We start from the raw sequence: 12517 nt of genomic DNA, 5'->3' as shown, positions 1-12517 counted from the left end.
CCTTGAGGTACACCTCTGAGCCGGTCAGCTCCGAGAGCTTCTGCGCGTGGACGAGCGGCGTGCCGCCCTCACCGAGGGTAATGACCCTGGTTTTCTCTGTTACGGGCAAACGATCAGCGTATTCGCGGATGACCCCGCGCCATTGGTGAGCCACTTAGACTCCTTCTACCCGAAGTACGGATGTAACTAAATTGATGACGTCCAGGCCCTTCACTGCCTCGACGGTTGCTGCCAGTGCCGCTTACTGTGATGGTGTGTCACGATCCGGGGGAGACCGGCTCGGCGAAAATGTGCGTAATTTTGGTCAGAACACCTGCTGACCCGATGTATTAGCTAGTGCTCGACGCTGCGATCGGCGGCGCCGGAAGGTGGCGGTGTGGCGAGGCCGCCGGACCACTTTTTTGTTCGCCAATGGCATGGCATGGCAGCGGCCGCCGGACTGTTGCCGGGAGGTGATGTCCTGGTCAGATTTCGGTGGAGCAATGCACAGCTGGTCGGGGCGAGGTTATCCGCGTCAGGTCGTTACCTCGTCGTGCTGATGATAGTGGTCCTCTATCGCCCGATGGAGAACAGCAGCGTCGCCGCTCACGACGGCGTCAAGAAGTTCGAGGTGCCGTTCGGTGGCTATGCTGCCGGGATAGTCAACGCCCGGGCGCAGGAGCGGGACCGTAATCACACTGAGAAATGGTTGCTGCCGTCGCCACGCGTCTACCAGCCAAGGGTGCTTGCTCTCAGCTATCAGCGTGCCATGAAAGGTACGATCAAGTTCCCAGAATCTGTCAAAATCGCGCAACATGTCGAGTTCGCTCATCTCCACGGCACTTTCCCGCATGATTTCCACAGCCTCGGAGCTGACGGGGAATTTGATGCTCCGAACGGCTTGGATTTCAAGCATGGCGAACACCTCGCCGAGTCCTACGACATCTTCATGACCAAACTCCCGGACTGAGTAACCCCTGTGGGGTTCTCCCACGACGAATCCCATGGCCGCAAGACGCTGCAGGGCTTCGCGGATAGTGCCTCTGGAGACTTTGTGCTGTTCTGCCAGGTCAAGCTCGGCGAGTCTTTCCCGTGGATACCGCGAGCCAAGCAGGATCTCGTTCCGAAGCGTGGTTGCTACCATCTCGACCCGGGTGGGCTTCTTCTGGGCCGTGCGGGAATCTGTTCCCGCAGGCAGTACTTCGGTCATTGTCGATACTCCTAGTCTGTTCGCGAATAAGGACGCGAGGCAGTACAACCGCGGCCTGCATCATTAATTACACCAGTTGCTTCCCCGGCTTTTGTCCTATCTACTCCTCGCTTGCCATGTACTGACGACAAGGTTAACCCGCCGTTGGGCACAGCGTGAGTTTGAACGGGTTTCAATCACGGCTCTTGGCCTCCAATCGATTTGATGCGTGAGAGGATCCCAAGATGCGTCCCGGGTGTACGAGCGGCAGCCCACCTTCCGGCAGTATCTTTCTTGGAATGCATGCTGGAGCGAGTCTATGGAATTCCTATCCTTTGTAGTTCAACGGCGCCGCTGCATCCGTAGGCGTAGCGATAGAAGCGATGAGATCCCCTGGGTTTGCCGCCAGACTCGACAAGCCATAAATGAGTACACCTGGAACGGGCGAACGCGCCTCCTGAAGCACGGCACCAAATGGATCCTGGACGACGCCCAGCAGGGTACCGGCTTCCACGTATGAACCTGGCTGCACGTTGCAGTACCACAGGCCAGAGCATTCACACATCACGGCTTGACTCTTGAAGATAGGCAGCGGTTTTCTCGCTTCGCTGTCCACGTCCAGCAGGAGGGACTTTGCTACTCGCTGAAGTCCCTCCTGCTGGACTGCAACCTCCGAAGGGGACCATCGGCCCTCTCCGCCCACCTCGATGAGGACTGACGGAATCCCCGCATGTGCAGCCGCTCTAATGGTCGATCCCTCGGTTTCCAGCAACACAACCCGCGGAACATCAAATTGACTAGCCAGCTTGAGTGACGCGTCGTCGATGTCAGGTGTGCCAACCGGGCCCACACCGGCAAAGCTGTCCAGAACCTCCGGAATATCGCCGCCGTGACAGTCCACGTAGTAGGTGCCGCGGGAGATGATGTTTGACCATAGCCAGTATGCAAGACGCTCGGTGTCCCCGCCGGTTGCATTGCCGGGAAACGCGCGGTTGAGGTTCTTTCCATCCACCGGGTTGATGAACGCACTCCTGCTCTGAAAGGCGAGAGGACTGGACTGTAGCGAGGCGATGACGGTTCCTTGAATGGCCGTGGGATCCAGCCCGAAAACAAACTCCCGTACGGCCACCATGGGTACATACTCGCCGCCATGAATTCCCGCGGTAACAGCAAGAACCGGGCCGGGTCGTTCCCCGTGAACGATGACGACAGGAAGCTGAAGCATCTTTCCGTCGATCTCGACCGAACAGTAGCCCGATGACCTTGTTCCTGGTTCAGCAACCAGAGTCCCTACGCTGAACGGTTCCCGTGGACGATTCATCTGAATTTCCAATCACTGTTGCTCTCAGCCTAGAGCCAACGACGTGAGTCGCGAGTCCGGTCCGAGGAACCTCGCAGGGTTCATGAAACTGACGCCGGTGGCCGTTGTTCCATCCAGCACGAGGTCGGCAGCAATGGCTCCCAGGGCAGAGGCCATCTTGAAGCCGTGGCCGGAGAAGCCGACCGCCGCGACGACCCCGTCCATTCCGGGCACCTGCCCCAAAAGACCGGTCTCGTCTGGTGTATAACCGTCCGCACACAAGGCGACCCGCACCGGTTCCGGAATCAGTCCCGGAATGAATTCCCGAACCCAGGCCCGGACGGAGTCCAAATACTTAGGATCCCAACTAAGAGGGGTCTCCATGGATTCAACCTCGTCCATATAAACGCTCCCAGCGACTTTCACCGTCCAACCGTCAGCGCTCGGGAACCCATAGAAACGGACTTGGTCCGACCTTCCGTCTTCCTCCGCCCTCCTGAGGAAGACCGGCAGGCCTTCCCTGCAGAAAGCTGCTGGGTCCACAGCGGGGAACCATGTCAGGACCTGCGGCAGAACGGAAAGGTGAACGCCGAGTTCCTTGCACACTGCCCCCGCACCGGTGCCCTGAGAGATGATCACCCGGGAGGCAATGATCTCTTCTTGCTCGGTGCGGACGATGTACCGGTCACCGTACCTCTCAACGCTCTGCGCTTTCCGGTTTCCCAGGAACTTAGCACCAAGCCGTGCGGCCTCTACCAGGGCGGCGGTCACGGCCTTCTCCGAATTGAGGTAGCCTCCCTCGGGATCAAAGACCGCGACATCCGTGTCCCGGATCACATGTTCGGGATACCTTGTCCTCGCCTCGTCGCCCCGGAGAATTTCGTAGTCGAGGCCATGGTCTTTCCCGGCTGCAAGGAGCGTGGTCAACTTCGGATTGTGCTCGTCGTATATGGTGACAGCGCCGGTAGTGTTGAGCAGCCGGGTCCCGCTGACTTTCTCCAGGTCACGCCAAAGATCCTGTGCCCTCTGCAGGATGGGCGTGTAATGCCCGCCTTCTGCATATACCTTGCGGAAAATGCGCGACTCCCCGGCGTAGGCGGAGAAGGGGCCGGGGATCGAAAACCTGTCTACTCCAATGACCCGCAGACCACGGGTGGCGAGCTGCCAGCTCGCCATGCTTCCTACAGAGCCGACTCCGACGATTACGACGTCCGTTTCGAGTGCAGTCATGGTTTACCTTGCTTTCCGTGATGAGGTTTTGGCTAGTGCAGACGAGTGGATGGATGTCCGTAAACGCTCGCAGATTGTTTGAGGCGCATGCCCGTTCGGTGCCCGGCGCCTTCATCCTTGAGCTCCTCCCATCGTCCGAGCGAACAATCAAGATTGTCTGTCATTATTGTCGGACAGAAGCTATCGTTAATCTAGCACCGCGCAACTCAGTTAGGGAAGCGTGGTCAGACATGAATCAGGGTTGATTCCTGCACCGGCCGCCAAAATGGATGGCGGTCGTTTTACCGGGCGAAAGCTGCCCAGAAACGGGAGTAAGTATGGTCAAGGCGACAGTATTGGACACAGTAACGACTAATCCGGGAGAGCACGGCGCTAAGGCGACCAGCAGCACACCAGGACAGACTGAAGTGTCTTTGAGGGTGTGGGAGGGCGATGGTCTTCGGACCGGAATCTGGGAGGTTACGCCGGGTACGTTCACCAGTACACGTGAGGGTTACCACGAAATTTGCCAGATTCTCAGTGGATCGGCGACCATCACGGAAGCCAGTGGGAACAGCTTTGACGTTGGGCCAGGTTCGCTGTTCGTCACGCCTGCCGGCTGGTCCGGCAGCTGGACAGTACATGAAACCCTGCGCAAGATGTGGGTTGTCCAGCAGCTCCCCGCCTAGCCGACTCGCCAAGGGTCAGACGGTTTGCCGACTTTGTATGGATCCACTGGCCCTGACGAAGCCGACCGTGTCGGTCTTCGGATAGCTAACGGGACGCTGAGTCCAGATGGACTCAGCGTCCCCTTTCAAGTGAGGCAAGCCCAATGGCGCCGCACTTCGCCCTAGCCACTGCCGGATGGATTACATCTGGTCGGCTGGGCAGGCCTTTCCAAGGACCAAATGGCCCGCGCGTGACTCCTCTTGGATTGTTCAATCTTCCCTGCCGTAGCTGATATCGAGTCAGGACGACACCCGGCATGGGCAAAAAGGATGATTCTCATGGACAACCGGTGACAAGGGGACATTCGTCCTGGTTGCTCCCGCTACGCGTGGAACCTCAAGAAATTATCGACCGTTTCAGCTCGACTCATGAAGGAACCCCATGCTTGAATCCACTACCACGCTCGCCGCACGCCAGGAAAGGGGCGAAAAGGCCGCAACATCCGGGACAAGGTCAGAGGTCGCCAACCTTCCCGGAGGAGCTTTCTTGGAAGGGCGGTGGCAGAATGCCGCGATGACCCTGGAGGTCCACGACCCCCAGGACGGTTTCGTGCTGGGCCGGGTCTGCACCTCCACTCCCGGGGACGTCAAGCGAGCTATTGCCCATATCCACCGCCACCTGCAGGTTCAGGACTGGCCGCTACGGGCACGGCGCGAGGCGCTGGAGAAAGCGGTGTTGTTACTGGGAGAGCAGTTCACACGGTTTGCGACAATTATCGCGGCGGAAAGCAGCAAAACCATTACCGAGGCCGAGCGTGAGGTGCGCCGCTGCATCGAAACCCTTCGGCTTTCCGCCGCGGCGTCCGAGGAGCTGGCGGGGGAGACCCTGGGCTTTGAAGACAGCCTGGCCGCGGGAACCAAGGTCGGCTGGTACAGCCTGAAGCCGGTTGGCATTGTTGCGGCGATCACGCCATTCAATGATCCGTTGAACCTGGTGGCGCACAAGCTGGGCCCGGCGCTGATCGGGGGTAACGGCGTCGTGCTGAAGCCGTCGGAGCAGACGCCTTTGAGTGGCCTGGCGCTGGTGCAGCTGTTGCTGGAAGCCGGTGTCCCGCCGGGACGGATCGCGGCGATCGTTTCCGGCCCGGGTGTGTCCGAGGCGCTGATCACAGACGAGTTGGTCGACCTGATTTCCTTCACCGGCGGCCCAGCCACGGCCGATCGTATCGCTGCCGCGGCTGGGGCGAAGAAGATCCTCTCCGAACTCGGCGGGAACAATGCCACGATTGTCTGCGCCGATGCCGACCCCGTGGCTGCCGCGGCTGCGATTGTCGCCGGTGCTTTCGGTGTGGCGGGGCAGAACTGCCTGTCGGTGCAGCGGGTCTACGTGCACATCTCCCTTTTCGATCAGGTTCTGGAGCATGTCATCTCCGGCACCAAGGCACTCAAGACGGGATCGAAATTTGACCGTGCCACCGATGTTGGGCCGCTGATCTCCGAGGCGGAGGCCCGCCGGGTTGAGGAATGGGTGGAAGAAGCCAGGAGCGCCGGTGCGACACTGCACACCGGAGGAAAGCGCCGGGGAGCGTTCTACGAGCCGACCGTCCTGACCGATGTGCTCTCTCGGTGCCGGGTCATCCGGAATGAGGTCTTCGGGCCGGTCGTGAGCATCCTGCCGTTCATCGAGGTCCAGGACGCAATCTACGAAGCGAACAACTCCGAGTACGGGCTGCAGGCCGGAATCTTCACCCGGTCCATCGATCTGGCGCTTGCCATCGCGGACAAACTGCACGTTGGCGCCGTCGTCATCAACGAGACAAGTGACGTGCGCATCGATTCCATGCCCTTCGGCGGGTTCAAGAAATCCGGAGTCGGCCGCGAAGGGGTCCGGCACGCCGTCTGCGAAATGACACAACCCAAAAACACGATCATCAACCTAGCCGAGCCAGAATCAAACCCGCAGTGCCTCGGCGGGCTCACAGAACGGACAACAGCATGAACACGGCGAACAACAACATGAGCACGCACAGTATTGCAGTCGGACCGGTCCGTGGTTCAGTTCCGAATATTGGACCATCGCCGGCACGGGAATTCGCCCCCGTTGCCCCAACGTCCAAGGATCCCTTGGCCGCGGCAGGTGGGGGCGTCGTGGCATCGTCTCCTAAAACCAAACGGCCCGTTGTCGTGGCACTGTACCTCGAGGCTCTTCCACCCCGCCTGGCAGAGGTGGAGGAGCTCGCTGAGGTCCGGCTGACCAAGGCGGACGGTCTCGCGGAGGCCATGGACGGCGCCGACGTGCTGTATCAGTGGCACTCGTTCTCGCCGGCGCTCAAGGAGAACTGGGCTGCTGCCTCTACCCTGAAATGGGTGCATGTTAGGGCGGCCGGTGTGAGCCAGCTGATGTTTGATGAGTTGGTTGCTAGCGATGTCCTCTACACGAATTCCCGCGGGGTGCTGAGCCGTGCGATCGCTGAGTTTGCGCTCGGCTTTGTCCTGGACATGGCCAAGGACGCCCAGGGTTCTTTCAGGCTCCAGCAGCAACAACGCTGGCAGCACCGTGTCACGCGCAAGATCCAGGGTCAGAGCGCCCTGGTGGTCGGCACCGGATCGATCGGACGCGAAACCGCACGCCTGTTCCGCGCCGTCGGTATGAAGGTTGATGGCGCCGGTCGGACCGCCCGGAGCAATGATGCAGACTTCGACCGGATCCATTCCTCCCGCCACTTGGCGGGGATGGTGCACGCCTACGACCACTTGGTTCTCGCTGCGCCCCTGACCAATGAGACCAGGGGCCTGGTAGACGCTGAGGTGCTGGCCGCCATGAAACCTTCCGCCTGCCTGATCAACATCGGCCGCGGGGAACTCGTCTACACCGGAGCCCTGACCGAAGCACTCGCAGCGGGTTCCATCGCCGGCGCTGCCCTGGACGTTGTCCATCCCGAGCCTTTGTCCGCCGGACATGCCCTGTGGAGCATGGAGAACGTCATCATTACCCCGCATATGAGCGGGGACACCGAGGATTACCACGACGACCTCGGCAAACTCTTTGTGGAGAACCTGAAGCGGTACTGCAACGGCGAACCACTGGAAAACGTCGTGGACAAGTCCCTGGGGTTCGTACCGACTGCTGAGCCCTCCCTCACTTTCTAAGGAGAAACTGCCGTGACCATGTCAACAGCGACACTGACCCTGATCAACCACTTCATCAACGGACGTGAATCCGCCGGTACGGGTGACAGTACCCGACCGGTGTACAACCCGGCCACCGGCCAGGTGTCGGGTGAGCTCCGGATTGCGAACCAGGCAGACCTGGACACTGCCGTCGCCGCGGCCAAGAAGGCCGCGGAGACGTGGGGCGACATTTCCCTGGCGAAGCGCACGGCGGTGTTGTTCAAGTTCCGCGAACTGGTGGCATTGCATGTGGACGAACTCGCTGAGCTGATCACGGCCGAGCACGGCAAGGTCCTCTCCGATGCCAAGGGCGAGATCGCCCGGGGCCTGGAGGTGGTCGAGTTCGCCTGCGGTATCCCGCAGCTGCTCAAGGGTGATTATTCGGACCAGGTTTCCACGGGCATCGACGTGTTCTCCTTCCGCGAGCCGCTCGGCGTGGTGGCCGGCATCACGCCGTTCAATTTCCCTGTCATGGTGCCGTTGTGGATGGCGCCGATGGCGATCGCCACTGGCAACGCCTTCATCCTCAAGCCCTCCGAGCGCGACCCCTCCGCTTCGATGCTGCTCGCGAGGCTGTGGAAGCAGGCCGGCCTGCCGGACGGCGTGTTCCAGGTCCTGCATGGCGGCAAGGAGACCGTTGACGGTTTGCTGACCCACCCGGATGTGGACGGCATCTCTTTCGTCGGCTCCACCCCGATCGCCAAGTACGTCCACGAGACCGCCACCAAGCACGGCAAGCGCGTCCAGGCCCTGGGCGGGGCGAAGAACCACGCCATCGTGCTGCCGGACGCGGACCTGGACAACGCTGCCGACCACCTCGCCGCCGCGGCTTTCGGTTCCGCAGGGCAGCGCTGCATGGCGGTCTCCGTGGCGGTCGCCGTGGGGGACGCCGCGGACCTGCTGGTGAAGAAGGTCCAGGAGCGTGCCCTGGACGTGAAGGTCGACAACGGCACCGCCCCGGGTGCCGAGATGGGACCGGTCATCACTCCGGAATCCAGGGAACGCATTCTGCGGATCGTCGGCGAGGCCGAACAGGCCGGCGCCGCCATGGTGGTGGACGGCCGCGACCTCGTGGTCCCCGGTCACGAGGAGGGGTTCTGGGTCGGCCCCACCGTGATCGACCACGTCAAGACCGAGATGACCGCCTACACCGAGGAGATCTTCGGCCCCGTGCTCGTGGTGGTCCGCGTCGATGACTTGGAGGAGGGCATCAGGCTGATCAACTCCAACCCCTACGGCAACGGAACCGCCATCTTCACCTCCTCCGGCGCCTCCGCGCGGAAGTTCCAGCGCTCCGTCACCGTCGGAATGATCGGCATCAACGTGCCCCTGCCCGTCCCCGTGGCCTACCACTCCTTCGGCGGCTGGAAGGCCTCGCTCTTCGGCGACAAGCACATCTACGGCCCCGAAGGCGTCTCCTTCTACACCCGCGGCAAGGTCGTGACGTCGCGCTGGCCCGAATCCGCCCAGGCTTCCGGCGCCTCCTACAACTTCCCCTCCAACTAAACCCGATCCTCCGTTAGAAACCGAGCTGAAAGCCATGCCACGTGATAGCGATTCTCATGCCGGGTACTTGTAGATAGGAAAGATCATGTCAAAGAATCTTGGTTCTGAGATTGATGCGAGGATACTCGCCGAGCTTCGGAACAACGCTCGAATCAGCCTTGCGCAATTGGGCGAACGTGTTCTCCTCTCCCGCAACGCCGTTCGGCAGCGGATTGAACGCTTGGAGCGGGACGGCCACATTAGCGGCTACACGATCAAGGAATCAGTGGTCGATGGACGTTCCAAGGTCAGCGCGTTCCTCCTCATCCAGCGTCGCGACCGGATGCGGGGCAGTGATGTCATTGCGGGTCTGCGTGCTTTTCCGGAAGTGGTTACGTGCGACGTCGTCAGCGGGGAGCTCGACATGGTTGTCAGGATTGAAGCACCCGATGTGGCACGGATCCAGGAGATTTGGCAGCGAGTCTCTGAGTTTCCAGGGGTGAAGGACATCACGACTGCGCTGTCCCTTTCCACAGTGATCGAGAGGTAGGTCGGAACCTGCCTGCCTAACACAGGTTCAGCGGTGCAGGATCGTCGGATCCTGCACCGATGAACTGCTGCTAGCAAGCGGTTTCCAAGGGAGCCCCGCCATCAAGCTGCCGGATCCGCTGGGAGCAAGCGCAGTTCCAACCGTCACTTGATCCTTTGTCCCTGATTCGACAAGCTAGGGACGACCTATTGCGCCAAGATCAGCGAATCAACCTGGTCCTGACCAACCAGTCCTTCACTGAGCGCGATCTCCACAACGCTTTGCCCCGAGATCAACGCTCTGTGGGCAATTTCAGCGGCTACGTTATAGCCCAGTACCGGCAGTAAAGCAGTGGCCTGCGCTGTGGAGGCCCGAGTGCGGGTTCTTAGCAGTTCCTCGTTGGCTTCTATCCCGTTTATGCATAATTCCCTGAGCACATCAGACCCGTTGGAAAGCCAAGACAGTGACTGCAGCAGGGCATGGGCAATGGCGGGTTCGAAAGCGTTTAGCTGCAACTGCCCGTTTTCCGCTGCCATCGTGACGGTTACGTCCGCACCTGCAACGAAGTACGCAATCTGGTTCACAACCTCGGGAATGACAGGATTGACCTTGCCAGGCATGATCGATGATCCAGCCTGGCGAGCGGGAAGTTTGATCTCGCCAAAGCCGGTTTGAGGGCCGCTCGAGAGGAGGCGAAGGTCGCTACAGATCTTTGACATCTTGATAGCAGTCCGCTTCAACGCTCCAGAGAACGTCATGAAAGCCCCGGTGTCCCAGGTCGCTTCAATCAGATCTTCAGCTTTGGTGAACGAAATTCCGGTCACGGCCGAGAGCTTATCAACAATGCGTTCAAGATATTCTGGATTTGCGGTGATGCCGGTCCCGATAGCTGTGGCACCGAGACTGGATTCAGTCAGCAGTGCAGCAGCCCCACGCAGCAGTCGCTGGTCCTCATTGAGGGTTACAGAAAAGGCCCTGAACTCCTGGCCAAGGGTCATAGGGACCGCGTCCTGCAACTGGGTTCGTCCGATCTTCGGGATCGAAGTGAACGCCCGCCCGCGTTCGGAGAAGGCCTCGGATAGCTGTGCAAGCCGGTCCAGCAATTCGTCCAACGCGAACAGGAGCGCCAGGCGCACGGCAGTGGGGTAGACATCATTGGTTGACTGGCATTTGTTGACGTGGGCAATGGGATCAATAACGTCGTACCTACCCAAAGGGTGGCCCATTAGCCGTAGTGCCAGATTCGCAATCACCTCATTAGCGTTCATGTTGCTGGAAGTTCCGGCGCCACCCTGAATGACGTCGACCCGGAATGCGTCATCGACCTCGCCAGAGGCCACGATGTCGCAGGCTGAGGCAATGGCTTGCCCGACGTCGGCAGGGATGAGTCCCAGTTCCGCATTTGTCAATGCGGCGGCCTTCTTGACGTAGGCAAGGGCGCGGACCAAGTGGCTGTGGGTTCCCAAATGTATCCCGCTGATGGGAAAATTCAGGATCGCTCGCTCTGTGTGGATCCCCCAGAGCGCCGATGCCGGCACGGCGACAGCTCCTAAGCTGTCCCTTTCGATACGAACACCGGCGTTCATGACGCGAGTGCAATGACTTTGGGCTGTGTCATCTCCTCGTAGGCGAACCTGACTCCCTCACGGCCCATGCTTCCGTACTTTGAACCGCCGAATGGCATGGCATCATGCCGATAATCCGAGGAGTCATTGATCATGACGCCGCCGGCGTCAATGGCCTTGGCGGTATCCAAAGCACGAGCGAGATCCCTGGTGAATACACCGGCCTGAAGGGCATACTCGCTGTCGTTGGCCAAGCCGATGGCCTCATCTTGCGTATCGAAGGGTTCGACCAAGACCACCGGAGCAAAGAGTTCCTCGCTCCATGCCTCGCATGAGCGGGGGACCCCGGTGAGCACGGCCGGAGTCAGGACTGAGCCGTTCAGAGTGCCACCGGTAAGCAGACGCCCACCTTGCGCCACCGCCTGGTCGATCTTCCTTTTGGCTTCTTCTGCCGCGGCCCGACTGATCATTGGTCCCAAATCGGTGCTTTCATTTGTCGGATCGCCTGCAACCAGCGCGCTTGTTTGGGCGACAAAAGAATCGAGGAAATCGTCGAAGATGGTGCGCTGCACCAGAATCCGCTGCGCGCCGATGCAGTTTTGTCCAGCCGCCCAGAACGCCCCCGAGACGCTCGCCTCCACCGCGGTAGGAATATCCGCGTCGTCATACACAATGACGGGGGCGTTACCGCCCAGTTCCATAGAAAGGCGCTTGATGCCAGCGCTGGCTGCAATGGCACTTCCGGTCTCGAAGCCGCCCGTGAAGGAGACCATTCTGACCAGCTTGGACTTGATTATGGTCTGCGCGATCGTACGGTCGCCAAGTACAACGATGACAAAGCCGGCCGGGAGACCGGCTTCCAGAAGCAGGTCTACCAAGAACATCGCCGAAAGGGGCGTCAGTTGGGAGGGCTTGAGAATGACGGTGTTCCCGCCTGCGATTGCAGGCCCAAGCTTGTGGGCGACCAGGTTCAAGGGATCGTTGTAGGGGGTTATCGCCGCTATAAGCCCAAGTGGCTCCCGGCTGAACCAGCCCAGCCGGTTCTCAGAACCGGCAAACGAATCGAAGGGCACAACTTCACCGGCATTCCGGCGCGTTTCGGCTGCGGAAAGCTTGAGGGTGTTGATTGCCCGGGAGATCTCCTTGCGGGCCTGCTGAATGGTTTTGCCGGCTTCAAGGACGATGAGGTCCGCGGCCTTGTCCGCCCGCTGCGTGAGCAGATCCGCCGCGGTATCCAGGATCCGGCCGCGCTCATGCCGCGGCATCGCAGCGGCGGATTTGGCAGCCGCTGCGGCGCGTTTGAGCTCCTGCTGCACCTCTTCCGTGGTTGATTGGGAAAGGCGGGCCAGAACCGTTCCGTCGAACTTGTTGTAAACGGACAGGTCGCCGGGAGCTTCCTCCGTCTCGGTACGGGTCATGGTG

At 60.5% G+C, this 12517-nt stretch carries 10 protein-coding genes and 2 pseudogenes; 5 read left to right on the top strand and 7 right to left on the bottom strand.

Annotated features, from left to right (window positions below):
- The 5 genes and pseudogenes from AC5RUM_RS20125 to solA form a co-directional block, all read right to left on the bottom strand.
- Positions 1 to 154, bottom strand: a pseudogene (locus AC5RUM_RS20125) (threonine synthase); the annotation flags it as partial.
- Positions 155 to 371 (bottom strand): annotated as a pseudogene (locus AC5RUM_RS20120) (homoserine dehydrogenase); the annotation flags it as partial.
- A 143-nt stretch (positions 372 to 514) separates the two neighbouring features.
- Positions 515 to 1189: a GntR family transcriptional regulator gene (locus AC5RUM_RS20115; RefSeq protein ID WP_494036604.1), complete on the bottom strand. Its 675-nt coding sequence runs from the start codon at positions 1187 to 1189 to the stop codon at positions 515 to 517.
- Positions 1190 to 1496: 307 nt separating this feature from the next.
- On the bottom strand, positions 1497 to 2501 hold the full coding sequence (locus AC5RUM_RS20110; RefSeq protein ID WP_494036603.1) for a succinylglutamate desuccinylase/aspartoacylase family protein: 1005 nt from the start codon (positions 2499 to 2501) through the stop codon (positions 1497 to 1499).
- 12 nt (positions 2502 to 2513) lie between these two features.
- A complete protein-coding gene (gene solA, locus AC5RUM_RS20105; protein ID WP_494036602.1) occupies positions 2514 to 3698 on the bottom strand; it encodes an N-methyl-L-tryptophan oxidase in 1185 nt (394 codons plus the stop codon).
- 269 nt (positions 3699 to 3967) lie between these two features.
- Here solA and AC5RUM_RS20100 point away from each other — a divergent pair, with 269 nt between their 5' ends.
- The 5 genes from AC5RUM_RS20100 to AC5RUM_RS20080 all read left to right on the top strand — a co-directional run bounded on the left by AC5RUM_RS20100 (position 3968) and on the right by AC5RUM_RS20080 (position 9551).
- Positions 3968 to 4366: a cupin domain-containing protein gene (locus tag AC5RUM_RS20100; RefSeq protein WP_494036601.1), complete on the top strand. Its 399-nt coding sequence runs from the start codon at positions 3968 to 3970 to the stop codon at positions 4364 to 4366.
- A 421-nt stretch (positions 4367 to 4787) separates the two neighbouring features.
- Positions 4788 to 6344 (top strand): aldehyde dehydrogenase family protein, encoded by a 1557-nt coding sequence (locus tag AC5RUM_RS20095; RefSeq protein ID WP_494036600.1) that lies wholly within the window; start codon positions 4788 to 4790, stop codon positions 6342 to 6344.
- Positions 6341 to 7495 (top strand): D-2-hydroxyacid dehydrogenase, encoded by a 1155-nt coding sequence (locus AC5RUM_RS20090; protein WP_494036599.1) that lies wholly within the window; start codon positions 6341 to 6343, stop codon positions 7493 to 7495. The genes AC5RUM_RS20095 and AC5RUM_RS20090 overlap by 4 nt, the downstream gene beginning before the upstream one ends.
- Before the next feature lie 18 nt (positions 7496 to 7513).
- Positions 7514 to 9022 carry a CoA-acylating methylmalonate-semialdehyde dehydrogenase gene (locus AC5RUM_RS20085; RefSeq protein WP_494036611.1) on the top strand — a complete coding sequence of 503 codons (1509 nt, stop codon included), beginning with the start codon at positions 7514 to 7516 and terminating at the stop codon, positions 9020 to 9022.
- A gap of 85 nt (positions 9023 to 9107) precedes the next feature.
- Entirely contained in the window at positions 9108 to 9551 is a 444-nt protein-coding gene (locus tag AC5RUM_RS20080; RefSeq protein ID WP_494036598.1) for an Lrp/AsnC family transcriptional regulator, read from the top strand.
- Positions 9552 to 9736: 185 nt separating this feature from the next.
- Here AC5RUM_RS20080 and AC5RUM_RS20075 read toward each other — a convergent pair whose 3' ends face one another.
- Both AC5RUM_RS20075 and AC5RUM_RS20070 read right to left on the bottom strand, forming a co-directional pair.
- Positions 9737 to 11116 carry an aspartate ammonia-lyase gene (locus AC5RUM_RS20075; protein ID WP_494036597.1) on the bottom strand — a complete coding sequence of 460 codons (1380 nt, stop codon included), beginning with the start codon at positions 11114 to 11116 and terminating at the stop codon, positions 9737 to 9739.
- The gene (locus AC5RUM_RS20070) at positions 11113 to 12513 is read right to left on the bottom strand and encodes an aldehyde dehydrogenase family protein (RefSeq protein WP_494036610.1); all 1401 of its coding nucleotides are present in this window, start codon (positions 12511 to 12513) and stop codon (positions 11113 to 11115) included. The genes AC5RUM_RS20075 and AC5RUM_RS20070 overlap by 4 nt, the downstream gene beginning before the upstream one ends.
- Positions 12514 to 12517 lie beyond the last annotated feature (4 nt).

The sequence above is a fragment of the Arthrobacter sp. B2060 genome, from assembly GCF_059090445.1.
This window is presented reverse-complemented; position numbering and strand designations above follow the sequence as displayed.

Excerpts from the sequence above, each read along its gene's own strand:
- AC5RUM_RS20075 (WP_494036597.1), bottom strand. The coding sequence starts at position 11,116 with ATGAACGCCGGTGTTCGTATCGAAAGGGACAGCTTAGGAGCTGTCGCC.
- AC5RUM_RS20070 (WP_494036610.1), bottom strand. The coding sequence starts at position 12,513 with ATGACCCGTACCGAGACGGAGGAAGCTCCCGGCGACCTGTCCGTTTAC.
- AC5RUM_RS20085 (WP_494036611.1), top strand. The coding sequence starts at position 7,514 with ATGTCAACAGCGACACTGACCCTGATCAACCACTTCATCAACGGACGT.
- AC5RUM_RS20090 (WP_494036599.1), top strand. The coding sequence starts at position 6,341 with ATGAACACGGCGAACAACAACATGAGCACGCACAGTATTGCAGTCGGA.
- solA (WP_494036602.1), bottom strand. The coding sequence starts at position 3,698 with ATGACTGCACTCGAAACGGACGTCGTAATCGTCGGAGTCGGCTCTGTA.
- AC5RUM_RS20080 (WP_494036598.1), top strand. The coding sequence starts at position 9,108 with ATGTCAAAGAATCTTGGTTCTGAGATTGATGCGAGGATACTCGCCGAG.
- AC5RUM_RS20095 (WP_494036600.1), top strand. The coding sequence starts at position 4,788 with ATGCTTGAATCCACTACCACGCTCGCCGCACGCCAGGAAAGGGGCGAA.
- AC5RUM_RS20100 (WP_494036601.1), top strand. The coding sequence starts at position 3,968 with ATGGCGGTCGTTTTACCGGGCGAAAGCTGCCCAGAAACGGGAGTAAGT.
- AC5RUM_RS20115 (WP_494036604.1), bottom strand. The coding sequence starts at position 1,189 with ATGACCGAAGTACTGCCTGCGGGAACAGATTCCCGCACGGCCCAGAAG.